Origin of the sequence: Streptomyces sp. CB02056, from assembly GCF_001905545.1 — a bacterium.
Classification (GTDB): Bacteria; Actinomycetota; Actinomycetes; order Streptomycetales; family Streptomycetaceae; genus Kitasatospora.
This window is the reverse complement of the sequence record NZ_LIPD01000002.1, coordinates 511,583-536,733: the sequence shown is the minus strand read 5'-3', so window position 1 is coordinate 536,733 and position 25,151 is coordinate 511,583. Positions and strand designations below refer to the sequence as shown.

The 25,151-nt window shown below is 74.1% G+C and carries 22 protein-coding genes; 12 read left to right on the top strand and 10 right to left on the bottom strand.

The genetic code is table 11. The annotated features are described in order from the left end of the window. Window positions 1-55 precede the first annotated feature (55 nt). Complete coding sequence (locus AMK13_RS06430) at window positions 56-430, bottom strand: DUF3817 domain-containing protein (protein ID WP_049651454.1); 375 nt, start codon at window positions 428-430, stop codon at window positions 56-58. Between the two features lie 240 nt (window positions 431-670). Between AMK13_RS06430 and AMK13_RS06425 the strand changes: the two genes are divergently transcribed. The 5 genes from AMK13_RS06425 to AMK13_RS06405 all read left to right on the top strand — a co-directional run bounded on the left by AMK13_RS06425 (window position 671) and on the right by AMK13_RS06405 (window position 4,490). Then, window positions 671-1,468 carry a DUF2127 domain-containing protein gene (locus tag AMK13_RS06425; RefSeq protein ID WP_049651453.1) on the top strand — a complete coding sequence of 266 codons (798 nt, stop codon included), beginning with the start codon at window positions 671-673 and terminating at the stop codon, window positions 1,466-1,468. A 104-nt stretch (window positions 1,469-1,572) separates the two neighbouring features. After that, a complete protein-coding gene (locus tag AMK13_RS06420; RefSeq protein ID WP_074001459.1) occupies window positions 1,573-2,211 on the top strand; it encodes an AIM24 family protein in 639 nt (212 codons plus the stop codon). Next, window positions 2,211-2,861, top strand: coding sequence for an AIM24 family protein (locus AMK13_RS06415; RefSeq protein WP_049651451.1), 651 nt, complete (start codon window positions 2,211-2,213; stop codon window positions 2,859-2,861). Before AMK13_RS06420 ends, AMK13_RS06415 begins: the two co-directional genes overlap by 1 nt. 263 nt (window positions 2,862-3,124) lie before the next feature. Next, a complete protein-coding gene (locus AMK13_RS06410; RefSeq protein ID WP_074001575.1) occupies window positions 3,125-3,934 on the top strand; it encodes an AIM24 family protein in 810 nt (269 codons plus the stop codon). Between the two features lie 40 nt (window positions 3,935-3,974). Beyond that, window positions 3,975-4,490 carry a MarR family winged helix-turn-helix transcriptional regulator gene (locus AMK13_RS06405; RefSeq protein ID WP_049651450.1) on the top strand — a complete coding sequence of 172 codons (516 nt, stop codon included), beginning with the start codon at window positions 3,975-3,977 and terminating at the stop codon, window positions 4,488-4,490. Window positions 4,491-4,573: 83 nt separating this feature from the next. On the opposite strand, the gene meaB is transcribed toward AMK13_RS06405, so the two are convergent. Both meaB and AMK13_RS06395 read right to left on the bottom strand, forming a co-directional pair. Then, window positions 4,574-5,530 (bottom strand): methylmalonyl Co-A mutase-associated GTPase MeaB, encoded by a 957-nt coding sequence (gene meaB, locus AMK13_RS06400; protein WP_074001458.1) that lies wholly within the window; start codon window positions 5,528-5,530, stop codon window positions 4,574-4,576. An 80-nt stretch (window positions 5,531-5,610) separates the two neighbouring features. Continuing rightward, entirely contained in the window at window positions 5,611-6,804 is a 1,194-nt protein-coding gene (locus AMK13_RS06395) for an acetyl-CoA C-acetyltransferase (RefSeq protein WP_074001457.1), read from the bottom strand. 280 nt (window positions 6,805-7,084) lie between these two features. Between AMK13_RS06395 and mce the strand changes: the two genes are divergently transcribed. From mce to AMK13_RS06380, 3 genes are all read left to right on the top strand, one after another. Beyond that, window positions 7,085-7,525 (top strand): methylmalonyl-CoA epimerase, encoded by a 441-nt coding sequence (gene mce / locus AMK13_RS06390; RefSeq protein WP_049651447.1) that lies wholly within the window; start codon window positions 7,085-7,087, stop codon window positions 7,523-7,525. Window positions 7,526-8,034: 509 nt separating this feature from the next. Beyond that, window positions 8,035-13,092 carry a hypothetical protein gene (locus AMK13_RS43370; protein ID WP_074001456.1) on the top strand — a complete coding sequence of 1,686 codons (5,058 nt, stop codon included), beginning with the start codon at window positions 8,035-8,037 and terminating at the stop codon, window positions 13,090-13,092. Between the two features lie 117 nt (window positions 13,093-13,209). Then, a complete protein-coding gene (locus tag AMK13_RS06380) occupies window positions 13,210-14,139 on the top strand; it encodes a cellulose-binding protein (protein ID WP_049655735.1) in 930 nt (309 codons plus the stop codon). Window positions 14,140-14,241: 102 nt separating this feature from the next. Here AMK13_RS06380 and AMK13_RS06375 read toward each other — a convergent pair whose 3' ends face one another. Beyond that, window positions 14,242-14,562, bottom strand: a complete 321-nt coding sequence (locus tag AMK13_RS06375) for a hypothetical protein (protein WP_049655736.1) — start codon at window positions 14,560-14,562, stop codon at window positions 14,242-14,244. Continuing rightward, a complete protein-coding gene (locus AMK13_RS06370; protein WP_107418680.1) occupies window positions 14,559-15,356 on the bottom strand; it encodes an alpha/beta fold hydrolase in 798 nt (265 codons plus the stop codon). Before AMK13_RS06370 ends, AMK13_RS06375 begins: the two co-directional genes overlap by 4 nt. Window positions 15,357-15,449: 93 nt before the next feature. Between AMK13_RS06370 and AMK13_RS06365 the strand changes: the two genes are divergently transcribed. Then, window positions 15,450-16,454 carry an ABC transporter ATP-binding protein gene (locus AMK13_RS06365; RefSeq protein WP_049655738.1) on the top strand — a complete coding sequence of 335 codons (1,005 nt, stop codon included), beginning with the start codon at window positions 15,450-15,452 and terminating at the stop codon, window positions 16,452-16,454. Between the two features lies 1 nt (window position 16,455). Beyond that, the gene (locus tag AMK13_RS06360; RefSeq protein WP_074001455.1) at window positions 16,456-17,223 is read left to right on the top strand and encodes an ABC transporter permease subunit; all 768 of its coding nucleotides are present in this window, start codon (window positions 16,456-16,458) and stop codon (window positions 17,221-17,223) included. A 20-nt stretch (window positions 17,224-17,243) separates the two neighbouring features. Here AMK13_RS06360 and AMK13_RS06355 read toward each other — a convergent pair whose 3' ends face one another. Beyond that, window positions 17,244-17,567: a hypothetical protein gene (locus AMK13_RS06355; RefSeq protein WP_049655743.1), complete on the bottom strand. Its 324-nt coding sequence runs from the start codon at window positions 17,565-17,567 to the stop codon at window positions 17,244-17,246. Between the two features lie 390 nt (window positions 17,568-17,957). On the opposite strand from AMK13_RS06355, the gene AMK13_RS06350 reads away from it, so the two are divergent. Then, window positions 17,958-19,106, top strand: a complete 1,149-nt coding sequence (locus AMK13_RS06350; protein WP_074001573.1) for an LLM class flavin-dependent oxidoreductase — start codon at window positions 17,958-17,960, stop codon at window positions 19,104-19,106. Window positions 19,107-19,195: 89 nt separating this feature from the next. Here the strand turns inward: AMK13_RS06350 and AMK13_RS06345 are convergent, their stop codons facing one another. Then, a complete protein-coding gene (locus AMK13_RS06345; protein WP_030282024.1) occupies window positions 19,196-19,588 on the bottom strand; it encodes an SCO5389 family protein in 393 nt (130 codons plus the stop codon). A 480-nt stretch (window positions 19,589-20,068) separates the two neighbouring features. Between AMK13_RS06345 and nucS the strand changes: the two genes are divergently transcribed. Continuing rightward, entirely contained in the window at window positions 20,069-20,728 is a 660-nt protein-coding gene (nucS, locus tag AMK13_RS06340; protein WP_049655746.1) for an endonuclease NucS, read from the top strand. A gap of 4 nt (window positions 20,729-20,732) precedes the next feature. Here nucS and AMK13_RS42790 read toward each other — a convergent pair whose 3' ends face one another. From AMK13_RS42790 to AMK13_RS06325, 3 genes are all read right to left on the bottom strand, one after another. Beyond that, window positions 20,733-23,006: a hypothetical protein gene (locus AMK13_RS42790; protein WP_074001454.1), complete on the bottom strand. Its 2,274-nt coding sequence runs from the start codon at window positions 23,004-23,006 to the stop codon at window positions 20,733-20,735. Between the two features lie 421 nt (window positions 23,007-23,427). Further along, entirely contained in the window at window positions 23,428-23,757 is a 330-nt protein-coding gene (locus AMK13_RS06330; protein WP_049651796.1) for an STAS domain-containing protein, read from the bottom strand. 353 nt (window positions 23,758-24,110) lie between these two features. After that, complete coding sequence (locus AMK13_RS06325) at window positions 24,111-24,980, bottom strand: 3-hydroxyacyl-CoA dehydrogenase family protein (RefSeq protein WP_049651797.1); 870 nt, start codon at window positions 24,978-24,980, stop codon at window positions 24,111-24,113. Window positions 24,981-25,151 lie beyond the last annotated feature (171 nt).

Sequence of the window (25,151 nt, the reverse complement as noted above, 5' to 3'; positions counted from 1 at the left end):
CCTGTCGACCGTCCACGAGGAGGCCGGAGCCCGAGCGGGGGCCCGGGCGGCCGGCTCAGGCGGTGGCGGGCTTCAGCTCGCCCCGCTCCTCCTTGGCCAGCATCCGCTCGGCGAAGAAGCCGCCGGTGGGCAGCACCGCGAGCACGAACATCAGGACGCCGCGCTTGGCGTCCCACTTCTGCGCCTGCCAGGCCTGGATCCAGAAGACCACGTACAGGATGAACAGGACGCCGTGCACCATGCCCATCACCGGGACGGCGTCGAACGAGGTCGTCCGCTTCAGCACCGAGCAGATCAGCAGCAGGATGAAGGAGACCCCTTCGGGGCCGGAGACCAGGCGCAGGCGGTGGACGGCGCTGCTGTTCACGATGGATACCTCGATATGGGGGGTCGGCGGCGCGGGCTCGCTTGTGAAGCGACTCACAAGCATTCCGGCCCATTATCGCCGAGCCCACGGACGGGACCCCGGCCGGGGGTGGCCACCGTGCCCCATCTCACAGCGGCCGGCCCGGCGCCTACCCGGAGCCCGTCCGGCGCCCGCCCGCCCTGTCACAGCTCTGTGCCGGAACGCCACCGAGCGCGACCGCCCGTCACCGGGAACCCCTATCCTGCTGCCCGCGCGCCCACCGATCCGGGCGCCGAGGCATCGCACACGGGGGGTACTCACCACATGTTCAAGCGCGACTGGGACCGCAGGACCTGCGCCAAGCGCGGCCACACCACCTACGCGCCGACGGAGCCGGAGCTGGCCTCCCGGCTGCACGCGTCGACCGCCCTCGGCGACGCCTGGCGCTGCCTGCGCTGCGGCGACTTCGCGCTGGGCGCCCCGCACGGCTCCGGCCCGGCCGACGAAGCGCCACTGGTGCCGCGCGGCAAGGCGCTGCGGGACCTGTTCATCCTGCGCTTCCTGGCCGTCGAGCGGGTGCTGCGCGGACTGCTGATCATCGTGGTCGCCTGGGCCGTGTGGAAGTTCTCCAACAGCCAGGACGCGGTGCACCGGGTCTTCGACGAGAACCTCACGGTGTTCAGGCCGGTCACCGACCACTTCCACTGGGACCTCGAACACGCCCCGATCGTCGAGACCATCCGCAAGACCTTCGACTTCAAGAAGAGCACCCTGCTGATCGTCGCGGGCGCACTGATCGCCTACGCGGTGATCGAGATCGTCGAGGCGGTCGGCCTCTGGCTGAACAAGCGCTGGGCCGAGTACCTGACGGTGGTCGCCACCGCGGCCTTCCTGCCGTTGGAGGGCTACGAGCTGAGCCACCACGTCAGCGCCCTGAAGATCTGCACCCTGGTGCTGAACATCGCGGCGGTGCTCTGGATCATGCTCTCCAAGCGCCTGTTCGGGCTGCGCGGCGGCGTGGTGGCCTTCGAGGCGGAGCGCCACTCGGCCTCGCTGCTGGAGGTCGAGCAGGCGGCCGGCACCGTTCCGAGCCCCGGACAGGGGGCGCACGCCCGGGCCTGACCGGGGCGCGTGCGCCGGGCGTGACCGGCGCGTTTGTCCCAGACCGGTACCAGTCGGCCCACGCACCCTCCCCGCGCCACGGCCGCAGCGGCTAGATTGCGGCCGTGGCACAGTTCAGACTCCAGGGATCGCGCGTGCTCGCCGTCGACTTGGGCGGCGACGCCGTCAAGGCGCGACACGGTTCGATGGTCGCCTACACCGGGCAGATGGCCTTCAAGAAGTTGACCGGCGGCGGGGACGGCCTGCGCGGCATGGTCACCCGCCGGCTGACCGGCGAGAAGATGACGGTCATGGAAGTGAAGGGGCAGGGCACCTGCTACTTCGCCGACAAGGCCACCGAGATCAGCCTGGTGCGGCTGAACGGCGAGACGCTGTACGTCGAGTCGGACAACCTGCTCTGCACCGAGTCCGCCCTGCACACCGGCACCAGCTTCACCGGGCTGAACGGCATGTCCTCGGGCAACGGCCTGTTCACCACCAAGGTGGAGGGCCACGGCTGGGCGGCCGTCACCTCCAACGGCCCGGCCGTCATCCTGCGGGTCGACAAGAGCATGCCGCTGCGGGTGGACCCGGGCGCGTACGTGGCGCACACCGGCACCCTGCAGCGCAGCCTGAAGTCGGGCGCGGGCTGGACCACGATCATCGGCGAGGGCGGCGGCGAGGCCGTCCAGATCGAGTTCACCGGCGAGGGCCTGGTGTACGTCCAGCCCTCCGAGAAGGCCACCATCGGGGGCGACGTCTGATGGGCTTCACGAAGATCAACGGGAAGATGGTCGAGGCCCAGGTGGTGCCCGGGCAGCGGCTGTTCAGCCAGCGCGGCGCGATGCTCGCGTACAGCGGCGACGTCCGCTTCACGCCGAACATCACCGGCGGGCAGGGCGGCGTGATGTCGATGATCGGCCGCCGGGTGGCCAACGAGGACACCCCGCTGATGACCGTCGAGGGCCAGGGCCGGGTGATGTTCGGCCACGGCGGCCACCACGTCCACGTGATCGACCTGTTCGGCGACACCCTGTACGTCGAGGCGGACCGGCTGCTCGCCTTCGAGGGCACGCTGCGGCAGTCCACCATGTTCATGGGCTCGCAGGGCGGGGTGATGGGCATGGTCCGCGGCCAGGTCACCGGACAGGGCCTGTTCACCACCAAGCTGGAGGGCCAGGGCTCGGTCGCGGTGATGGCCCACGGCGGCGTCTTCGAGCTGCCGATCACCCCCGGCCAGTCGGTCCACGTCGACCCCCAGGCGTACGTGGCGCACCGCGGCGACGTGCGCAACAAGCTCTCCACGGCGCTGGGTTGGCGCGACATGATCGGCCGCGGCTCGGGCGAGGCGTTCCAGCTGGAACTGTCCGGGCAGGGCGCGGTGTACGTCCAGGCGAGCGAGGAGAAGCTCTGATGTCCTACCCGCCGCAGCCCCCGTACGGTTCGCCGCACAACCAGCCGACCCAGCCCGGCTTCGCGGCCCCGCCGCCCCCGCCGGGGTACGGCCCGCAGCCGGGCTACCCGCAGCCCGGCGGGTACCCGCCGCCCCCGCCGCAGGGCTACCCGCCGCCCCCGCCCGGCCACCAGCCCCAGCAGCCGTACCAGCAGCCGCCCCAGCAGCCGTACGGCCAGCAACAGCCGTACGCCCAGGAGCAGTTCGGCGGCCCGCTGGCCCCGCTGCCGACCGGCCACGGCGGCACCGGGCCGGTGGTGTGGGACGCCCACAGCCTGCCGGCCGGCGACAACGTCAACCCGTACGCCTTCTCGGTCGACCTGAACGGCTCCTACTTCCTCCAGAAGGGCAAGATGGTCGCCTACTACGGCGACATCACCTTCAAGGGCGTCGGCGCCGGGGCGGTCGACCGGGTGCTCGGCCAGCACTTCAACTCGCCGATGCACGCGGCGGACTGGGTGGTCGCCGAGGGCCGCGGCAAACTGCTGCTGGCCGACCGGGCGTTCGACCTCAACTCGTACGACCTGGACGAGGGCAACCTGACCGTCCGCTCCGGCAACCTGCTGGCCTTCGACCCGACGCTGCGGCTCAAGCAGTCGATCATCCCGGGCTTCCTGACCCTGATCGGCACCGGCCGCTTCGTCGCCGCCTCCAACGGCCCGGTGCACTTCGTCGAGCCGCCGCTGCGGGTGGACCCGCAGGCGCTGGTCGGCTGGGCGGACTGCCCGGCGCCGTGCCACCACTACGACCACGACTACATGCACGGGCTGATCGGCGGCCTGCGCCGGCTGACCGGCATCGGCGGGGCCTCCGGCGAGGAGCACCAGTTCGAGTTCATCGGCGCCGGCCAGGTGCTGCTGCAGTCGAGCGAGAAGCTGATGGCGGAGCGGTCGGTCGGAGCGGTCGACGCCGAGGCGGGCGTCCCGGTGGGCGGCGTGCCGTCCCAGCCGGGCACGGCCGGGCACGGCGGCGGCAACCCCAACATCCCCGGGCTCGGTAACCTGGGCGACCTCGGACGACGTTTCGGTCTGTAAACTTGTACAAGATTGAACTAAATCGGCTATGCTAGAGGGCATGGATACGCACACGATCGAGACCGCGGACACCCCTCCGTCGCAGCCCGAGGAGGAGACTCCCTGGCTGACCGCCAGGGAGCAGCGGATGTGGCGCGCCCATCTGGAGGTCGCCAAGCTGCTGGACTACCAGCTCAGCCGCGAACTCCAGCCGCACAACCTCGCGATCAACGACTACGAGATCCTGGTCGTGCTCTCCGAGGCCCCGGACCGCCGGATGCGGATGACCGACCTCGCGACCGCCACCCTCCAGTCGAAGAGCCGCCTCTCCCACCAGATCACCCGGATGGAGAACGCCGGCCTGGTGCTGCGCCAGGAGTGCCCCGGCGACCGCCGCGGCCTCTACGCCCACCTCACCGAACACGGCTGGGAGACCATGCAGCGGGTCGCCCCCGACCACGTGCGCAGCGTCCGGGCCCACTTCATCGACCGCTTCACCCCGGAGCAGCTCGACGACATGTACCAGGCCCTCGCCCCCGTCGCCGAACACCTCCGCGGCCTGCGCGGCAAGCCGTAGCACCGCACGCACCACTCCGCCCCGCCGCGATCCGATCGCGGCGGGGCGGAAACGGTTCGCGGGCCCCGCGCGCCCGGCCCGGGTCAGCCGCGGGTCAGGCCGGCGACGAGTTCGTCGGCGGCGCCGTACGGGTCCAGGGCGCCCTCGGCGACGCGTTCGGCGAGGACGGCCAGGTGCCGGTCCCCGCGCAGGTCGCCGATCCGGGCGCGCAGCTCGGCCAGCGCGATCGCCTCGATCTCCTCGGCGGCCCGGCGGCGGCGCCGCGCGGCGAGCTCGCCGTGCTCCTCCAGCCAGGCGCGGTGCTTCTCCAGCGCCTCGACCACCTCGTCCACGCCCTCGCCGCGGGCCGCGACGGTCTTGACGATCGGCGGACGCCAGTCCCCCGCCTCCCGCGCCTCGCCGAGGCCCAGCATGTGGTTGAGCTCCCGCGCGGTGGCGTCGGCGCCGTCCCGGTCGGCCTTGTTGACCACGAAGACGTCGCCGATCTCCAGGATCCCGGCCTTGGCGGCCTGGATGCCGTCGCCCATCCCGGGGGCCAGCAGCACCACGGTGGTGTCGGCCTGGGCGGCGACCTCGACCTCGGACTGGCCCACCCCGACGGTCTCCACCAGGATCACCTCGCAGCCGGCCGCGTCCAGCACCCGCAGCGCCTGCGGCGCCGTCCAGGAGAGCCCGCCGAGGTGGCCGCGGGTGGCCATCGAGCGGATGAACACCTCGGGGTCGGTCGCGTGGTCCTGCATCCGGACCCGGTCGCCCAGCAGCGCGCCGCCGGAGAACGGCGAGGACGGGTCGACGGCCAGCACCCCGACCCGCTTGCCGAGCCGCCGGTAGGCGGAGACCAGCGCCGAGGTGGAGGTCGACTTGCCGACCCCGGGCGAGCCGGTCAGGCCCACCGTGTACGCCCGCCCGGTGTACGGCGCGAGCGCGGCCATCGCCTCCCGCAGCTGCGGCGCGGCGTTCTCGACCAGCGTGATCAGCCGGGCGACCGCCCGCGGCCGGCCCGCCCGGGCCTGCTCGACCAGCGTGGCGACATCGATCATCAGGAGCTCCTTGCGCGGATGCCGAAGGGGCTGCGGACCGCCACCGGCGGTCCGCAGCCCCGAAGTCGGGTCGGAGCCGGTCAGGCCTTCGGGACGCGCACGATCAGCGCGTCGCCCTGGCCGCCGCCGCCGCACAGCGCGGCCGCGCCCACCCCGCCGCCGCGGCGCTGCAGCTCCAGCGCCAGGGTCAGCACCACGCGGGCGCCGGACATCCCGATCGGGTGGCCGAGCGCGATGGCGCCGCCGTTGACGTTGACGATGTCGGAGGTGACGCCCAGGTCCTTCATCGACTGGTGGGCGACGGCCGCGAAGGCCTCGTTGATCTCGATCAGGTCGAGGTCGGCGACCTCCAGGCCCTCCTTGGCCAGCGCGTGCCTGATCGCGTTGGACGGCTGCGACTGGAGCGAGTTGTCCGGGCCGGCCACGTTGCCGTGCGCGCCGATCTCGGCGATCCAGGTCAGGCCCAGCTCCTCGGCCTTGGCCTTGCTCATCACGACCACGGCGGCGGCGCCGTCGGAGATCTGCGAGGAGGTGCCTGCGGTGATCGTGCCGTCCTTGGTGAAGGCCGGGCGCAGCTTGGCCAGGCCCTCGACGGTGGTGTCCGCGCGGATGCCCTCGTCCTGGCTGAACAGCACCGGCTCGCCCTTGCGCTGCGGGATGGCGACCGGGACGATCTCGGCGTCGAAGACCCCGTCGGCCTGCGCCTTGGCGGCCCGCTGGTGGGAGGCGGCGGCGATCTCGTCCTGCGCCTCGCGCGGGATGCCCAGGCGGGTGTTGTGCTTCTCGGTGGACTCGCCCATCGGGATGTTCTCGTAGGCGTCGGTGAGGCCGTCGTGGGCCATCGCGTCGAGCATCGCGATCGCGCCGTACTTGAAGCCCTCGCGGGACTTCGGCAGCAGGTGCGGGGCGTTGGTCATCGACTCCTGGCCGCCGGCCACCACGATGTCGAACTCGCCGGCCCGGATCAGCTGGTCGGCGAGCGCGATGGCGTCGAGGCCGGAGAGGCAGACCTTGTTGACGGTCAGCGCCGGGACGTTCATCGGGATGCCGGCCTTGACGGCGGCCTGGCGGGCCGGGATCTGGCCGGCGCCGGCCTGGAGCACCTGGCCCATGATCACGTACTGGACCTGCTCGCCGGTGATCCCGGCCCGCTCCAGGGCCGCCTTGATCGCGACGGCGCCGAGGTCGGCGCCGGAGAAGCCCTTGAGGGAACCCAGCAGGCGACCCATCGGGGTCCGCGCACCGGCAACGATCACAGAGGTGGTGTTGGTCATGGGACGGGCCCCTTCGCACGTCGTGGCCAGGTGAGGATGCGCTCAATGTACTGACCTGTTACCCGCCCGTCACCGGAGCGACGGTGTGATCGAGCGCACTGGCACCATCCAGTCAACACCGTGCCGACCCGCTCCGGGTGAACCGCCCACGGGCCGTCCGGCGGGCGGCCCGCCGTGTGAGCAGGCTCGCACGCCCGGCACTGGCGCCCGTCGCGGGCCATGCGCTGCACTGGGTGCACCTTTAGCCCCACCACCTTCTCCCCACCTCCCGGAGGCCGTCGTGCTGACCCGCATCGACCACATCGGCATCGCCTGCCGAGACCTCGACAAGACGGTCGAGTTCTACCGCGCCACCTACGGTTTCGAGGTCTTCCACTCCGAGGTCAACGAGGAGCAGGGCGTCCGCGAGGCCATGCTCCGGATCAACGGCACCGACGACGGCGGCGCCTCGTACCTCCAGCTGCTGGAGCCCACCCGGCCCGACTCCACCGTGGCCAAGTGGCTGGAGAAGAACGGCGAGGGCGTGCACCACATCGCCTTCGGCACCGCCGACGTGGACGGCGACTCCGAGGCCATCCGGGACAAGGGCGTCCGGGTCCTCTACGACCAGCCGCGGATCGGCTCGATGGGTTCGCGGATCACCTTCCTGCACCCCAAGGACTGCGGCGGCGTGCTGACCGAGCTGGTCACCTCCGCGCAGCAGGGCCACGACGGGCACTGACCCCCTCCCGGCCCGCCCCCGGGCGCGCGGCGTCCCGGGGGCAGCCGACGGTCCGTCGGTCATGACCCGTCAGTAACCTGGCGGGAAGAGCCGGAAAACACCCCTGCGGCCATTCCCCCGCAGTGCGCTCCCACTACAATGCCCAGGTGCGCGAAGGCTCCGGGGGACGGAGGCGACGGGCACGGCCGAAGACAGGCCTGTCCGCCCTCCGGCGGTCGGCCCGTCGCAAGGGGAGTCCATTACGCGGGCACGGCTGAACAGTCGCAAGACGGATCTGTCACCATTCTCCACAAGGCAAGAGTTCGCCCAGGAGTCCACTCGGACGGGGGAACGCGGCACCCCCGCGCTCCCGCGCCCCGGATTCCGACGACCGCGGCGGGCGGCCCCGGCATGGCGGGGGACCGTCCACCGGCTGCGGATGCAAGGACCAGTCGGACCGGCGCCCGGGATACCGGAGCCCGGAACCGGCCGGGTCGAGGACGCGACCAGGAGATGGATGGGACCGCGGAGTGCGGGGCAACGACCGCTACGAGGCTGACGATCACCTCTCCCAGTTCGAGGCCGAGATGGGTCGGACTCGGAAGGAGCGCGACAAGGCAGTCGAGCATGCCGAAGACCTCGCCTACCAGGTGGAGGTCCTGCGGGCGAAACTGCACGAGTCCCGCCGGATGCTGGCCCAGCCGCGCGCCTTCGACGCCGTCTCCGGCCAGGCCGAGCAGATGCTCCGCACCGCCGAGATGCAGGCCCAGCAGCTGCGCGCCGACGCCGAGCGCCAGCTGCGCGACTCCCAGGCCGCCACCCAGCGGATCATGGCCGAGGCCGCCGAGCGCACCGCCCGGCTGGAAGCCGACCTCGCCGCCCGCCGCCGCCAGCTGGAGGACGAGCTCGCCGAGCTGCGCCGCTCCGCCGAGCAGCACGTCAACGGCTGGGCCGAGCAGACCCGGGCCGGCTCCGAGCAGGAGGCCCAGCGGCTGCTCCAGGACGCCCGCGCCGAGGCCGAACGGATGGTCGCCGCCGCCCGTGCGGAGGCCGTCGCCCTCTCCGACCACGCCCGCGCCCAGACCGCCGCCGACGTGGACGCCGCCCGCGGCGAGGCCCAGGCCGCCGCCGAGGCCGCCCTGCAGCGGGCCCAGAACGACGCCGAGCGCCTGCTGCGCGCCGCCTCCGAGCAGGCCCAGCAGGCCGGCGCCCAGGCCGCCGCCGACGTGGACGCCGCCCGCGGCGAGGCCCAGCAGCAGCTGGCCGCCGCGCACGCCGCCGCCGAGGGCCAGCTGGTCGCCGCCCAGGCCGAGATCGGCCGGCTCAAGGCGCAGGCCGCCAACGAGCAGGCCCGGGCCGAGCAGCAGCTCGCCGCCGCCAAGGCCGAGATAGAGCGGCTGCGCGCCGAGGCGATCGCCGAGGCGGAGCGCACCCGCCACGAGGCCACCGAACTGCGCGCCCAGGCCGAGCAGGCCGCCGAGCAGCTCCAGGCCGACGCCGAGGCCGCCGCCGAGCGCAGGGTCGCCGACGGCGAGGCCGCCAACGAGCAGCGCTCGCAGACCGCCCGGGCCGAGGTGGCCCGGATGGTCGCCCAGGCCACCAAGGAGGCCTCGGCGATCCGTGCCGAGGCCGAGGGCGTCCGCACCGAGGCCGCCACCAAGCAGGCCGAGGCCGACGCCGCCCGGGCCGCCGCCGCCGAGGAGAGCGAGCGGCTGCGGGCCACCGCCGAGTCGGTGGCCTCCGAACTGAAGGCCGAGGCCGAGGCGGCGATCGCCGAACTCCGCGCCCTGGCCGAGCGGGACGTCGCCGAGCTGCGCGCGCACGCCGAGGCCGACGCCCAGCGACTGCGCGGCGAGGCCGAGGAGGCGGGCCGGGCGGCCGGCGCCAAGGACGCCACCGTCCACCTCGCCAAGGCCGCCAAGACCGCCGAGGAGGTCCTCGGCCGGGCCGACCAGGACGCCGAGACGGTGCGCGGCGAGGCCGCCGCCGAGGCCGAGCGGATCCGCGCCGAGGCCGCCGCCGAGGCGCAGCGCCTGCGCGAGCAGGCCCAGGCCGCCGTCGAGCAGGCCCAGAACGCCGCCCTGGACGACGCCGCCGCGATCCGCGAGCGGATCGAGCAGATGCAGGACGAGGCGGCCCGGCTGCGGGCCGAGGCCGAGGAGCTGCGCGCCCAGGCCGCCGCCGAGGCCGACCGGGTGCGCGGCGAGGCCCGCCGCCAGGCCGTGGTCCAGATCGAGGAGTCGGCGAAGAACGCCGAGGAGCTGCTCACCAAGGCCAAGGCCGACGCGGACGAGCTGCGCGCGGGTGCCGCCGGGGAGATCGAGCGGCTGCGCGAGCAGGCCCAGGAGCAGGCCGCCGAGACCCAGGGCCGGGCCGAGCAGACCCTGACCCGGGCCCGGGCCGAGGCCGGGAAGATCACCGAGGCCGCCGAGCAGCAGGGCCAGGACGCGCTCGCCGCCGCCAAGGCCGCGGCCGCCGAGAACCGGTCCGCCGCCGAGCGCGAGACCGCCGAACTCCGGCGCGACGCAACCGAGTTCGACCAGCGGGTGCGCGCCGAGGCGACCGCCGCGGCAGAGGCTACGACCACCGAGGCACAGGCCGAGGCGAAGGCCGTCCGGGACGCCGCGGTGGCCGACGCCGAGCGGGTGCGCACCGAGGCCGACACCGAGGCCGCCCGGGCCCGGGCCGAGGCCGAGGCGGCCGCGAACGCGCTGCGCGAGGAGAGCCGGCGCGAACGCGAGGAGGCCGCCGACGGCCTGCGGCGCGAGCGCGAGGAGACCTCCGAGCACCTGGACGCGGCCGAGGCCGCCCGTGAGCAGGCCGAACAGGCCGCCGCGGAGACCAGGGCCGAGGCCGAACAGGCCGCCGGGGAGCTGCGGGCGCTCGCCCAGCGCGAGACCAGCCAGCAGCGCGAGGCCGCCGAGGCCTACGCCGACCGGGTCCGCACCGAGGCCGAACAGCACGCCGGCGACCTCACCGAACGCACCGCGGCGGAGACGGCCGAGGTCCGCGAGACCGCCGACCAGTACAGCGCCGAGGTCCGCGAAGCCGCCGACCGGCACAGCGTCGAGGTCCGCGAAGCCGCCGACGCCTACGCCGACGAGCAGCGCACCGCGGCCGACACGTACGTCACCGAGCAGCACACCACCGCCGACACGTACGCCACGGAGCAGCACACCGCCGCCGACGCCTACGCCGCGGAGACCAGGGCCGAGGCCGAACAGGCCGCCGGGGAGCTGCGGGCCCTGGCCCAGCAGGAGACCACCCAGCAGCGCGAGGCCGCCGAGGCCCACGCCGACCGGGTCCGCACCGAGGCCGAACAGCACGCCACCGACCTCACCAAGCGCACCGCGGCGGAGACCGCCGAGGTCCGCGAGGCGGCCGACCGGTACGGCGTCGAGGTCCGCGAAGCCGCCGAGAAGCACAGCGTCGAGGTCCGCGAGGCCGCCGACACGTACGCCGGCGAGCAGCAGACCGCCGCCGACGCCTACGCCGCCGAGGTCCGCGAGCAGGCCGACGCCCACACCGCCGAGCAGCGCGCCGCCGCCGACGAGGCCCTGGAGCGCGCCGAGGCCACCGCCGAGCAGCGCCGCGCCGAGGCCGCCAAGGACGCCAAGGCCACCCGCGAGAAGGCCGCCGCCGAACTGGCCCTGGCCAACGAGCAGGCCTCGACCGTCCGGGCCGAGGCCGGCCGCGAGCTGTCCGAGGCCCGCGCCACCGCCGACGGCATCCGCGCCGAGGCCGGCGCCGAGCTGGAGCAGGCCAGGGCCGACCGCGCCGAGCTGATCGCCGCCGCCAAGGCCGAGGGCGCCGAGCTGGTGGCCGCCGCCGAGGACGAGGCCGCCGAGGTCCGCCAGTCGGTGGCCGGCATGCACGAGGCCGCCGCCGAGCAGATCGCCGCGCTCAGGGCCGCCGCCGAGCAGGAGGTCACCGAACTCCGCGAGGCCGCCGAGCAGGACGCCACCGAGCTGCGCACCCTCGCCGAGTACGAGACCACCGAGCAGCGGGAGCTGGCCGAGCGGGAGAGCACCGAGCAGCGCGAGTCCGCCGACGCGTACGCCGCCGAGCTGCGCGGCCTGGTCGAGCGGGAGAGCGCCGAGCAGCGCGAGCTCGTCGACCGCGAGACCGCCGACCTGCGGGCCCGCACCGAGGCCGAGACCACCGCCCTGCGCGAGCAGACCGAGCTGGAGCTGGCCGCCGAGCGGGAGGCCGTCGAGGACGAGCTCGGCCGGCAGCGCGCCGAGGCCCGGGCCTACGACGGGCAGCTGCGCGCGGAGGCCGAGGCCGAGCTGCGGGCCGCCCAGGAGGCCGCCGAGCAGCTGCGCGCCGACGCGGAGGCGCAGGCCGCCCGTACGGTGGCCGAGGCCGAGGCCCAGGGCGCCCGGAGCATCGCCGACGCCGAGGAGCTGTCCGCGGCCCTGCGCGCCGAGGCCGACGAGTACGCCCTCGCCACCCGCACCCTGGCCGACGACTACGACTCCGCCACCCACTCCCGCGCCGACGCCTACGACGCGGAGACCCGGGAGGCCGCCGAGCAGTTCGACAAGGCCACCCGCGAGCACGCCAAGTCCGTCCTGGAGAAGGCCTTCGCGGACGCCGAGGCGCTCGGCGAGGACGCCCAGACCACCGCGCTGGCGACCACCGCCGCCGCCGAGGAGCAGGCGGACGCCATGGTCGCGGCCGCCCGCAAGGAGGCCGACCGGCTGGTCGCCGCCGGTGAGGCGGCCGGTCAGGCCGAGGTCGAGAAGGGCCGCTCCGACGCGGACACCCTGCTCGCCGAGGCCCGCCGGGACGCGACCGCGATCCGCGAGCGCGCCGAGGAGCTGCGCGAGCGCACCGACGCCGAGGTCGAGGCCCTGCACGAGCGCGCCCGCAAGGAGAACGCGGCGGCCATGAAGTCGGCCGGCGAGCGGGTGGACGCGCTGGTCACGGCCGCCCAGGAGCAGCTGACCGAGGCCGAGGAGCAGGCGGTGGCCACCGTCGCCGAGGCCGAGGACCGCGCGGCGGCCCTGGTCGCGGCGGCCGAGGACCGCGCGGCCGAGCTGACCTCGGAGGCCTCCGCGGAGGCCAGCAAGGTCCGGCTGTCCGCCGTCCGCAAGGCCGAGGGCCTGCTCAAGGAGGCGGAGACCAAGCTCGCCAACTCCACCGACCGCGCCGAGGCGCTCATCGGGAAGGCCGAGGCCAAGCTCCGGTCGTCCGAGGCGGAGGCCGAGGAGCGGCTGGACCGGGCCTCCACCGAGGCGGAGAAGCGGCTGCGGGACGCCGACGAGTCCGCGGACGAGCAGGTCGAGCTGGCGAAGGCGGAGGCCGAGCGGCTGCTCGCCGAGGCGAAGGCCGAGGCGAAGCGGGTCACCGACGAGGGCCGGCGCGAGCTGGACGAACTGGTGCGCCGCCGCAAGGACATCAACACCGAGATCTCCAGGGTCCAGGACGTGCTGTCCGCCCTGGAGGCGTTCGAGGCGCCGTCACCGGTCGCCCAGGCCAACGGGGGAAGCAGCACCAAGAAGGACGGGGGCGCCAAGGCCGGTGCCGGAGTTGGCTCCCCCCGGTCGGGTGGCAATCGCTCCAAGAGCTCACCACCCGATTGAGCGGACATTGGCGGTCATTGTCCGTGAGAGAACGGCATAACGCCGTCGACACTCCGGTACCGTGTCAGGATTCCCTCAACCACCTCAGCGGTTTGACGACAGGAAGCCCAGAACCCCATGAGCGACAGTCACTCCCCTCACGGCTTCGACCTGGTGCGCCGTGGGTACGAGCGCGCCCAGGTCGACGAGCGGATCACCAAGCTGGTGGCCGACCGTGACAGTGCCCTGACCCGGATCAGCGCGCTGGAGAAGCGCATCGAGGAGCTTCACCTCGAGACCCAGTCCGCCCAGGCGGCGGTCACCGAGGCGGAGCCCTCCTACGCCGGTCTCGGCGCCCGGGTCGAGAAGATCCTGCGACTCGCCGAGGAGGAGGCCAAGGACCTGCGCGACGAGGCGCACCGCGCCGCCGAGCAGCACCGCGAGCTCGCCGAGGCCGCCGCCCAGCAGGTCCGCACCGAGGCCGAGAACTACGCCAAGGACCGCAAGGCCAAGGCGGAGGACGAGGGGCTGCGGATCGTCGACAAGTCCAAGAGCGACGCCGCCCAGCTGCGCGCCGAGGCCAACAAGGACGCCCAGAACAAGCGCGAGGAGGCGGACGCCCTCTTCGAGGACACCCGCACCAAGGCCGCCCAGGCCGCGCTGGAGTTCGAGACCAACCTGGCCAAGCGCCGCGAGCAGTCCGAGCGCGACCTGGCCGCCCGTCAGGCCAAGGCCGAGAAGCGCCTGGCCGAGATCGAGCACCGGGCCGAGCAGCTGCGCCTGGAGGCCGAGAAGCTGCGCACCGACGCCGAGCGCCGCGCCCGCCAGACCGTCGAGACGGCCCAGCGCCAGTCCGAGGACATCGTGGCCGACGCCAACGCCAAGGCCGACCGCATCCGCAGCGAATCCGAGCGCGAGCTGGCGGCGCTCACCAACCGCCGCGACAGCATCAACGCCCAGCTGACCAACGTCCGCGAGATGCTGGCGACGCTGACCGGCGCGGCCGTGGCCGCCGCCTCGCTGCCGACCGACGACACCCTGGGCGTGCCCGCCCAGCAGTCGCGCTGACGCACACCGGCCGAGCCGCACCGCAGGCCCTCACCCGCCCGGGTGAGGGCCTGTCGGCTTGTCGCGCCGTCATCGCCTCGGGCGCGGCTTGACGAAGGGTCCCTAGCGGGGGTAGGCGCCGTCCGGCCGCTGGTACCCGCTGCTGAGCTGGTTGCCCTCGTCGTCCGAGACGGTGCCGAACCAGGAGGTGCACCAGACCGACACCGAGTCCGGCCAGTACTGCACCTCGAAGGGGTGCCCGGGCCCGTAGTCGCCGTACGAGGTGACGATGAAGGTCTCCCCCGGGCGCATCCAGTAGTCCTCGCCGAGCGGTTCCAGGGTCAGCTCGACCAGCCCCTCGCCCCGGTTGGTCACCGGCATCCGGCCGCTCACCTCCAGCGCCGAGAAGTCCCAGGCCGCCGCGTCCTGGCTCTCCTGGCTCATCCGGCGGCCACCCGGGCGAGCAGGGCGCGCACGACGGCGTCGAAGGCCTCCGGCGCCTCCAGGGCGCTCAGGTGGCCCACCCGGGGCAGGACGGTCAGCTCGGCGTCCGGCCGGGCCCGCAGCATCGCCTCGGCCTCCTCCGGCGCCACCAGGGCGTCCTCGGCGCCCGCCACGACCGCGACCGGCACCGGCAGGCCGGCCAGCACGTCCAGGGAGTCCGGGCGGGCCGCCATGGCCCGCTGGGCCCAGGCGACGGAGGCCGGCGACGCGGCGGCGACCATCGCCTCCACCCGCTCCACCAGGTGCTGCGAGTCCGGCCCGAGCTGCCCGGCCGCGACCCGCTCGTCCAGCAGCAGCCGCACGCTGTCCCGCGCGGTGACGGCGGCGGCCATCCGCTCCCGGTTGGCCCGGACCGCGTCGGTGTCGGCGGTGGCCCGGGTGTTGGCGAGCAGCAGGCCGGCCAGCCGGTCGGGGTGGCGGCGGGCCAGGGCCAGCGCCACGTAGCCGCCCATGGAGAGCCCGGCGACCACCGCGCGTTCGATTCCGGCGGCGTCCAGCAGCAGCGCGAGGTCGTCCGCGACCAGGTCCAGCGAGGGCTCGTCGTCGCCCAGCCCGGTGCCGCCGAACCCCCGCTGGTCGGGGGCGAGCACCCGCGCTTCGTCCCCGGTCAGGCCGGGCAGCGCGTCCAGCTGGGACGACCACATCGAGGCGTTCAGAGGAAAGGCGTGCAGCAGCAGGAGTGGTGTTCCGGTACCGCTCTCGCGGACCGACACTGCGGAGGGGAGCTGGGTCATGCCACCAACCTATTCCGGCACGCCCGGCGGGCCCACTCAGCGGGCCGCGATACCCCCTTTGTCCTAGCCTGGCAAAGACCTGAGGGAGCGCGAATGATCGAGTTGCACGACCTGACAAAACGTTACGGCAAGACCCTCGCGGTGGACCGCCTCAGCTTCCAGGTCCCCCAGGGCGTGGTGACCGGCTTCCTCGGCCCCAACGGCGCCGGCAAGTCCACCACCATGCGCATGATCCTCGACCTCGACCGCCCGACCTCCGGCCGGGTCACCATCGACGGCAAGCGCTACGGCCAGCTCAGCGAGCCGCTCAAGTACATCGGCGCACTGCTGGAGGCCAAGGCCGTCCACCCCGGCCGCACCGCCCGCGACCACCTGCTCTGGCTCGCCCAGAGCAACCGCATCCCCGAGCGCCGGGTGGACGAGGTGCTCGCCCTGGTCGGCCTCACCCCGGTGGCCCGCAAGCGGGCCCGCGGCTTCTCGCTCGGCATGGGCCAGCGCCTGGGCATCGCCTCCGCGCTGCTCGGCGACCCGGAGATCGTCATGTTCGACGAGCCGGTCAACGGCCTGGACCCGGAGGGCATCCTCTGGATCCGCAACCTGATGAAGCGCCTCGCCGGCGAGGGCCGGACGGTCTTCGTCTCCTCCCACCTGATGAGCGAGATGGCCGTCACCGCCGACCACCTGGTGGTCATCGGCCGGGGCCGGCTGCTCGCCGACCTGCCGATGCCGGAGTTCATCCGGCGCAACTCCCGCTCCGCCGTACGGCTGCGCGGCCCCGAGCCCGAGCGGCTGCTCGACGTGCTGGCCCGGGCCGGCCTGCGGCACGAACCCGGCCCGGACGGCTCCTACGAGGTGGTCGACGGGGACATCGCCCGGCTCGGCGAGCTGTTCGCCGGCCAGGGCGTGGTGCTGCACGAGCTCAGCCCGCAGCAGGCCTCGCTGGAGGAGGCCTTCATGCAGATGACGGCCGACTCGGTGGAGTACCACGCGGGCGACGGCCCGGGCCTGGACGCGGCCGGCGCGCCCACCGAGTGGGGCGCCGGCTGGAAGGCGGACGGCGCCCCGCAGAACACCACGGCACGGCAGGAGGAGAACTGAGATGGCGTCCTTCCCGGCGGTCCTGCGCTCCGAGTGGACGAAGATCCGCAGCGTCCGCTCGACGGTCTGGACGCTCGCGCTGACCTTCGTCGTCACGGTCGGCATCGGCGCGCTGCTGTCCCTGCTCACCAACAACAACTTCACCGAGTTCCGCCGCGGCGACCAGTCCCCGTTCGACGCCACCGGGACGTCCTTCTCCGGCATCATGCTCGGCGAGCTGGCGATCATCGTCTTCGGGGTGCTGGCGATCGGCAACGAGTACAGCAGCGGCATGGTCCGGGTCACCCTGGCCGCCGTCCCGCAGCGCGGCACCCTGCTCACCGGCAAGGCCGTGGTGCTCGGCGCGCTGGCCCTCGCGGTCTCGCTGGTGACGGCCTTCGCCACCTTCTTCGCCGGCCAGGCGCTGCTCGGCGAGCACTCCACCACGATCGGCGAACCGAACGTGCTGCGGGCGGTGTTCGGGGCGGCGCTGTACCTGACGCTGCTCTGCCTGTTCTCGGCGGGCGTCACCACGATGCTGCACAACCAGACGCTCGCGCTCGGCGTGCTGGTGCCGTTCTTCTTCCTGCTCTCGCCGATCCTCTCGGCGGTGCCGAAGGTCAAGACCCTGGCCCACTACTTCCCCGACTACGCGGGCTCCCGGATGCTGCTGGTGTACGAGCAGCACGGCCAGCCGTACGGGCCGTGGACCGGCTTCCTGATCTGCCTCGCCTGGACGGCGGCCGCGCTGGTCGGCGGCGCGCTGGTGCTCAAGAAGCGCGACGCGTAGCCGTCCCGGCGGCCCGGCCGTCAGTACCGCGGAGCGCCGCGGCCCCGCAGCAGGTTGGAGGCCCGGCGCTCCCGCGCTCCCCAGCAGGCGCGGTGCCAGTGCCGCCGGTCGTCCACGCCCGCGCCGTGCATCGGCCAGGCCACCACGTGGCCCGTCCCCGGCGGGATCTCCTGGTCGCAGCCCGGGCAGCGGTAGAACCGTCCGGCCGTCCCGGCGACCGTCTGGACCACCCAGTCGTCACCCTGGTAGCTCTCGGTGCGGCGCAGCGAACCGCCGAGCGGGGCGGCCGGTTCTGCGCTCTCGTGGGGGGCGGCGCTCTTGATCCGGTTGCGGCGCGGCGACACGGCGGACTCCCTCTCCTGCTGGCCTCTGGGTCGTTCCAGCCTACGGCCGCCCGGGGCCCCGTACGGCCACTACCACGGCTCCGTCCGGCACTTCGGCGTTTTTGCCGAGATCCACCCGATCATCGGGGAAATTCGGGGTTCGGCGTGCCATTGGCACATGACATCCGATACCCACAGGGGGAGAAGGCGGGGCCCGCAGACCCTGCGCGCACCCGAGGAGGCCCCACGATGAGCAAGACCAGCGCCCGAGCCGAGAGCGGCCGGCCCGTCGGGGTCCGGTCACCCGCCCCCGGCCCGACGCTGACCTCCGTCCCCCCGGTGACGGCCGTCGCGGGCGAGCCGCTGCCGGCCACCCAGTGGGCCGGCGCGCTGCCGCCGGCCACCGGTCCGGTGCGGGTCGGCCTGTTCCTGCTGTCCGCGCAGTTCCCCGGGCAGAGCCACGGCGAGGCGCTGGAGCGCACCGTCCACTCCGCCGTCGAGGCCGAACGCGCGGGCCTGGACAGCGTCTGGCTGGCCGAGCACCACTTCGTGCCGTACGGGGTGTGCCCGGACGCCGCCACGCTGGCCGGGCTGCTGCTCGGCCGCACCCGCCGGATCGGCGTCGGCACGGCGGTCAGCGTGCTCTCCACCCGCCACCCGGTGGGGCTCGGCGAGCAGGCCGCGCTGCTGCACCTCACCTCCGGCGGACGGTTCACGCTCGGGGTGGGCCGCGGCGGCCCGTGGATCGACCTGGACGTGTTCGGCGGCGGCGTGGACGCCTTCGAGAACGGCTTCCCGGAGCGGCTGGACCTGCTGCTGCGCTGGCTGCGCGGCTCCCGGGTGGGCGCGGACGGTCCGCAGTTCGCCTTCCCCGAGGTCGCGGTGGTGCCGCGGGCCACCGAGCCGGTGCGGCGGCCCGGCCTGAGCAGCTGGCTCGGCCTGGGCCAGCGGTCCGGCCCGGTGCGCTTCCCGCGCCAGCGCCGGGACGACGGGGGCCTCGGCGAGGAGCTCACCGCCTCCGGGCGGCCGGTGTCAGGCCCGCCCGTGGTGGTCGCCTGCACCTCGCCGGGCGGGGTGCGGATGGCCGCCGAGCGCGGCCTGCCCATGCTGCTCGGCATGCACTCCGGGGACGACGACAAGCTGCGGATGCTGGAGCTGTACCGGTCCGCCTGGCTGGCCGCCGGGCGGTCCGAGGAGCAGCTGCGCCGGATCGGTCGCCGGCACGTCGCGGCCGGGGTGGCCCAGGTCGACGACCGCGCCGCGGCGGCCCGGTCCACACTGCTGAACGCGATGCCCGGCTGGTTCGAGTACGGGCTCGGCGCCCACCGCACCGTGGACGGCCGCGAGCGCAGGATGCGCGACCCGCGCCAGTACACCGAGCTGCTCTGCGACCTGCACGCGGTGGGCACCCCGCGGCAGTGCGCCGACCGGCTGCTGGCCACCGCCGAACGCACCGGCATCCGGCGCTTCGCCCTGCTCGCCGAGGGCAGCGGCGACGAGGAGACGACCCTGCACAACATCGCCCGGCTCGGCTCCGAGGTGCTGCCGCAACTGGGCTGAGCCCCGTACGGGTCACGGGCCCGGGCCGCCGCCCCTCCCCCCGCACCGGGGAACGGGGCGGCCGGCGCCGCGGCACCGCGGGAAGGCGATCAGCAGTCCCGCAGCTCCTCGGACTGGTTGAGCAGCTGCTCCCGGACCGAGGTGAAGCGGTCGTACCGCGCCGCGTTGGCCTCCGACGGCAGGAACACCGCGACCCGGTGACAGTTCTGGAACGCCAGCCGGACCCCGAAGTGGCGCTGCAGGGCGCCCCGGATGGCGTCGCTGGCGAGGGCGCGCAGCAGCTGGCCACGGGCCTGCTCGCTGGGCGGTGGCACCTGGTTGTCGGCGAAGTCGGTGCCGTCGACCTTCGCCTGGGCGACCAGCGAGCTGATCAGGTCCCAGGCGTACGGCAGCGAGACGCGGACGCAGTCGACGAATTCCCGCTCGTCGACCTCGCCCCGCTCGGCCTTCTCCAGCAGGGCCGGTGAGACGTCGAGCGACATGGATTCTCCTCTCGCGGTCCACCCGCGCGGCGCCCGGGTGGTCGTGCGTAGGTCAAGCTCACAGTGAGGGTGGTGGTTTCGCATGGGGCGTCCGGAACACCGAGGGACAGGGGTTTCCGGCGCCTTCGCGACGGCGGCGGCGCCACGGGACGTGACGTCCCGGACACCGAACGCGCTCACAACAGCGTGGCAGTCAACGGAGCGGCGGGCCCGTCATTCCTGTGGATTGCTTCGGAAACACAGTGCGGTGCACCAGATTGGCCGGATCCCGTCGGATCGTTCATCTGAAGTCTCCATCCCCGTTGACAGCGATCCCGCGAGCGTGTCGTCACACACCGTAGCGACCCGAGGGTGGGGGCGCCAGGCCTCGACGGGCGGTAGCCGGACCGCAGGACCTCAATGTTGGCCGGGTTCGCGCTTTCTTCACCCAGCCGTCGCGGAATCGCATCAACTGGCCCCGGTGGGCTAGCGTGGTCGACCGTGCGTCTCGTAATTGCCCGCTGCTCAGTCGACTATGCCGGTCGGCTCTCCGCCCATCTGCCCTCCGCCACCAGGCTGATCCTGGTCAAGGCCGACGGCAGCGTCAGCATCCACGCCGACGACCGCGCCTACAAGCCGCTCAACTGGATGTCCCCGCCGTGCGTCCTCAAGGAGGCCGACGGGGTCTGGACGGTGGAGAACAAGGCCGGCGAGAAGCTCATCATCACGCTGGAGGAGGTGCTGCACGACTCGTCCCACGAGCTCGGGGTCGACCCGGGCCTGATCAAGGACGGCGTGGAGGCACACCTCCAGGAGCTGCTCGCGGACCGGATGGAGGTGCTCGGTGCCGGCTGGTCGCTGATCCGCCGCGAGTACCCCACGGCGATCGGCCCGGTCGACATCCTCTGCCGCGACGCCGACGGCTCCACGGTGGCCGTCGAGATCAAGCGCCGCGGCGAGATCGACGGCGTCGAACAGCTCACCCGCTACCTCGAACTCCTCAACCGGGACCCGCTGCTGGCCCCGGTCAAGGGCGTCTTCGCCGCGCAGGAGATCAAGCCGCAGGCCCGCGTGCTGGCCACCGACCGCGGCATCGGCTGCGTGGTGCTGGACTACGACGAGCTGCGCGGCATCGACGACGACAAGCTCAAGCTGTTCTGACCGCTCACGGCGTCGCGCTCGCCGTCCCGCTCGGGGTCGTCGGCGACCCGGACGTGGCCGACGGCGAGCTCGTGGTGGACGCCGAGGCCGACGCGCTGTGGCCCGTCGTCGGCGGCTGCGAGGGCTGCCCCGTCTGCTGGGGCGGCGGCGACTGACCCGGCGGCTGGACCGGCGGCTGCGACTGGCCCGGTGCGGGCGGCTGCGACTGCTGCGGGGCCTGCGACTCGCCCGCCCCCGGCGAGGAGCTCGGCCGCCTGGTCGGCGAGGAGCTCGACGCGTGCGAGGCGCTGCCGCTCGTGGACGGCTGCGGGCCGCTCCCCTGCCCCGCCGGGCTGCCCGGCCCGGCGCCGGCCGTCCCCGTCCCGGTGCTGCCGGAGGGCTGCGGGAACGGCGCCTCCTGGGTGTCGCCGCCGCCGTCCATCCGGCCGCTGTACGGGTCCTTCCCCTTGACCTCGTCCGGCCCGCTGAAGCTCATCGCCACCGCCGTGCCGAGCACCCCCAGGGTCAGCACGGCCGTGGAGACCACGGCCGCCCGCCGCCGCCTGCTGGACTTCAGGCGGGCCGGCACCCGGGCCGCGATCTTGCGGATCACCGGGGCGCGGCCGGGCGCCGCCACGGCGGGCGCGGCGGCCGGCAGCTGCCGGCCCTCGGCGCGGAGCAGGTCGAGCATCCGGCCGACGGCGGCCACCCCGCGCTGGTCGCCCGCGGCGGCCCGCAGGGTGAGCGCGGTCTCCAGTTCGGCGATGGCCCGGGAGGGCTGCTGGAGGCAGATCGCGTGCACGCCCGCCTCGTGGTGGAACCAGGCCTGGTCGACCGCCGAACCGGTCTGGCGGGCCGCCTCCAGGCCGAGCTGGAGCACCCGCTCCCAGGCGCCCCAGCGCAGCGACAGCGCCAGCGCGGGCGCCGCCGCACGGGCGAGCCGGACCACCGCGTCGTGCCGCCCGGCGGTGCGGTCGGCGAGCAGCACCCCGATCATCACCTCGGCCTCGGCGGCGATCTGTTCCAGCGTCACCGAGCTGTGCCCGACCCACCAGGCGAAGTGCTGGGCGGCGCCGTCGACGCAGCCGCGGGCCGGCCAGTGCGGGGCGAGCAGGTCCTGCGCGCCGGCGGTCAGCCGGTGGTGCCCGCCGATGGACACCGCCAGTCCGGCGTCGGCGAGTTCGGCGAGCGCGGCCTCGCCCTGCCCGACGTCGATCAGCGCCGGCAGGTGCGGCGCGGTGGGGCACTCGCCGCCGAGCGCGACGGCGAGCCGCAGCACGGCCTGCGCGGGCTCGCTCAGCCCCTCGGCGAGCCGGACCGCGGGCGAGGCGGTCTCCGCCACCGAGGGCAGCGGGACGGTGCGGCGCAGCGCGTCCTCCCGGATCGCCGGGTCCGGGTCGTGGACGGGCCCGTCGACGGCCCCGAAGACGTCCATCCGGTCGTCCTCGGCGGCGACCAGCGCGTCCACCGCGACGTCCCGCTGGCGCAGCAGGGCGGCGGCCTGGACGAAGCGCAGCGGCAGGCCCTCGGACTCGAACCAGAGGTCCACCGCCCAGGCCTTCTCGTCGACGTCCAGCGGCCGCCCGGCCAGCCGGGCGGTGAGGGCGAGGCAGGCGGAGCGGGAGAGCCCGGCCACCAGGTGGTCCTGGAGCCGGGAGCCGGCCGGCAGCGGCGGGCCGTCCGGGGCGGCGGAGATCAGGAAGGCGCAGCCGGGGGCGGCGGCGAGCAGCTGCTCCAGCTCGGCGCCCGCGGGCTCGGCGGAGTCGATCACCACGATCGCGCCGACCTCGGCGAGGTGGGCGGCCAGCTGCCCGGGGTCGGGGCGGTAGCCGGGGGCGTGGTGGGTGGCCGCGAAGAGGTCCTGGAGCAGGTCGGGAAGGGTCCGGCGGTGGCCACAGAGCTGCACCACTCCACCGGGGGCGAGGTCGGCGGCGGCCTCGGCGACGGCCGACAGCAGCGCGCTGCGGCCCGAGCCGGCCTGGCCGACCAGGCGTATCGAGCGGCCCTCGGAGAGCAGGCCGAGCAGTTCGACGACGTCGACCTCGCGGTCCAGCATCGGCAGGTCGGCGGGCCCCGCGCCGAGCGCGAGCGGGCCGACCGCGCGGCCGACGCCGCCGACCGGGCCGCGGGCGGGCTCGCTGCGTCCGGTCCGGCGCGGACGCGGACGCCACTCCTCGGGACAGGTCCTGGCCTCGGAGCCGTCCGGTGCGCCGACGCCCACCAGCAGGCCGCCGGAGACCAGTTCACCGCCACGGGTGCGGACGGCCTCCTGCCGGAACTCACCGGATGGCTGTGACACGTTCTGCTCCGCATCGTGCTCGGCCGTCGGCGCCCCGCGCCGCCCGGCTGACGTCCCGCTCGCGGCCGCGGCCGGGCTGGAGGCAGCCCCGGCGGCCGTCTTCTGACGGGCAGACTCTTGCACATCCGGCCCCGACCGTGCAGAGCGGTCCGTGGCTGACGACCGGTCGGCGGCGCTGACCAGGGGCGTTGCGCGGGCGGGGTCGGACGTACGCGGGCGTGCGGTCCGGCGCGCGGAGCAACCGTGTCTAGGGCGTGTCTTCAAACTCCCGTCGTCCGCCCGGAGGGTGGGCGGGGCGGCGTTGGGGTGCGTGCATCGCAAGGCGGAGGAGGGAGCCACTGCGGAGCATTGGCGACCGACGACAACGCGGCGAGGTGCGTGCACCGGCGTCGGCCCGCAGACGCGAGTTTGAAGACACGCCCTAGAGCGCGACCCCGTGCGCCTCGGCGACGCCCGCGGCGCCGTCGACGGCCAGGATGCGGTGCAGCTTGGTGGCCACCAGCAGCCGCTGGAGCTGGGCCGGGACGGAGCGCAGCACCAGGCGGCGGCCGATCCGGCCGGCCCGCCGGTGGGTGCCCATGATCACGCCGAGTCCGGTGGCGTCCCAGAACTCCAGCCGGGCGAGGTCGAGCACGAGGTCGCCGAGGCCGCCGTCCACGGCCTGGTGCAACCGGACCCGCGCGTCGGCGGCGGTGCGCACGTCGAGGCGGCCTTCGATGGCCAGCGCCGTGTGGTCGCCGGTGATGCGCATGCTCTCCTCCTTCGCCTGGACGGCCTGGTGCGGGGCGGGTCCGCCCCGGCCGTGCCGGGTACGGGAGCGGGGGGTTCGTCCGGGCGGGCCGCAGCCCCTCACCCGGCCCCGGGCGGAATGCCGGGTTCCCTCATCTGACGGTGAACCGGCTCCGCAGGTTGCTGGTTCCGGCCAGATCTGAAGCAACTTCACCCGTCCGAGGGAATATACGCAGGTCGGCCCCACACCTACGCTCGATTACCGCCCAAATCACCCGTCTGCGGCACGCTGCGTGAGGAAACTCACCCGGCCCGGCGGAGCGGGCCGTACGATGCTCCGATCGCACGGCCCGCCGGTCGTTCAGCCCCGCCGGCTCACTTGCCCTCGTACGGGTAGAAGCCGCGGCCGCTCTTGCGTCCCAGGTCACCGGCGGTGACCATGCGGGCCATGATCTCCGGCGCGGCGAACTTCTCGTCCTGGGTCTCGTCGTAGATGTTGCGGGCGGCGTGCAGCAGGATGTCCACGCCGGTCAGGTCGGCGGTCTGGAGCGGGCCCATCGCGTGGCCGAAACCGAGCCGGCAGGCGGTGTCGATGTCCTCGGCGGTGGCCACGCCCGACTCGTACAGGCTGGCGGCCTCGACGACCAGCGCGGTGATCAGGCGGGTGGTCACGAAGCCGGCCACGTCGCGGTTGACCACCACGACCTCCTTGCCGACGCCCTCGGCGTAGGCGCGGGCGGTGGCCAGCGTCTCGTCGCTGGTCTTGTAGCCGCGGACCAGCTCGACCAGCTTCATCATCGGGACCGGCGAGAAGAAGTGGACGCCGACGACCGACTCCGGGCGCTCCGTGGCGGCGGCGATCCGGGTGATCGGGATGGCGGAGGTGTTGGAGGCCAGCACGGCGCCGTCCTTGGCGAGCTTGTCGAGCTCGCGGAAGACGCCCTCCTTGACCTCCAGCTTCTCGAACACGGCCTCGACCACGATGTCGGCCTCGGCGACGGCGCCCAGGTCGGTGGTGGTGGTGATCCGGCCCAGCGCGGCCTCGGCGTCCTCGGCGCTCAGCCTGCCCTTGGCGACGAACTTCCCGTACGAGGCGCGGATGCCCGCCAGGCCCCGCTGGAGCGCCTCCTCGGTGACGTCCCGCAGCACCACCGGGTGGCCGGCCTGCGCGGACACCTGGGCGATGCCGGCGCCCATCAGGCCGGCACCGATCACGGCGATCTGCTTGCTGGACGCATTGCTCATGGCTGGGTCTCCCGATGCCGTCGCCGCCCTGCGGGCGGGCCCTGAAGGCGGCTCAGGACAGGGGTCACCCGCCGTAGGAGCCGCATCGCTCTGGCCGGACTCTAATGCCCAAATCCCCCGTGCAATAGCAATCGGGAGTGTGATCTGCAACCGACCTGGTCGGTCGCCCAA

What these genes read in the sequence shown, in the direction of transcription:
- AMK13_RS06430 (WP_049651454.1), bottom strand. Translation starts at nt 430, where the DNA reads ATGCTTGTGAGTCGCTTCACAAGCGAGCCCGCGCCGCCGACCCCCCAT.
- AMK13_RS06425 (WP_049651453.1), top strand. Translation starts at nt 671, where the DNA reads ATGTTCAAGCGCGACTGGGACCGCAGGACCTGCGCCAAGCGCGGCCAC.
- AMK13_RS06415 (WP_049651451.1), top strand. Translation starts at nt 2,211, where the DNA reads ATGGGCTTCACGAAGATCAACGGGAAGATGGTCGAGGCCCAGGTGGTG.
- AMK13_RS06405 (WP_049651450.1), top strand. Translation starts at nt 3,975, where the DNA reads ATGGATACGCACACGATCGAGACCGCGGACACCCCTCCGTCGCAGCCC.
- meaB (WP_074001458.1), bottom strand. Translation starts at nt 5,530, where the DNA reads ATGATCGATGTCGCCACGCTGGTCGAGCAGGCCCGGGCGGGCCGGCCG.
- AMK13_RS06395 (WP_074001457.1), bottom strand. Translation starts at nt 6,804, where the DNA reads ATGACCAACACCACCTCTGTGATCGTTGCCGGTGCGCGGACCCCGATG.
- AMK13_RS06380 (WP_049655735.1), top strand. Translation starts at nt 13,210, where the DNA reads ATGAGCGACAGTCACTCCCCTCACGGCTTCGACCTGGTGCGCCGTGGG.
- AMK13_RS06375 (WP_049655736.1), bottom strand. Translation starts at nt 14,562, where the DNA reads ATGAGCCAGGAGAGCCAGGACGCGGCGGCCTGGGACTTCTCGGCGCTG.
- AMK13_RS06370 (WP_107418680.1), bottom strand. Translation starts at nt 15,356, where the DNA reads ATGACCCAGCTCCCCTCCGCAGTGTCGGTCCGCGAGAGCGGTACCGGA.
- AMK13_RS06365 (WP_049655738.1), top strand. Translation starts at nt 15,450, where the DNA reads ATGATCGAGTTGCACGACCTGACAAAACGTTACGGCAAGACCCTCGCG.
- AMK13_RS06360 (WP_074001455.1), top strand. Translation starts at nt 16,456, where the DNA reads ATGGCGTCCTTCCCGGCGGTCCTGCGCTCCGAGTGGACGAAGATCCGC.
- AMK13_RS06345 (WP_030282024.1), bottom strand. Translation starts at nt 19,588, where the DNA reads ATGTCGCTCGACGTCTCACCGGCCCTGCTGGAGAAGGCCGAGCGGGGC.
- AMK13_RS06330 (WP_049651796.1), bottom strand. Translation starts at nt 23,757, where the DNA reads ATGCGCATCACCGGCGACCACACGGCGCTGGCCATCGAAGGCCGCCTC.
- AMK13_RS06325 (WP_049651797.1), bottom strand. Translation starts at nt 24,980, where the DNA reads ATGAGCAATGCGTCCAGCAAGCAGATCGCCGTGATCGGTGCCGGCCTG.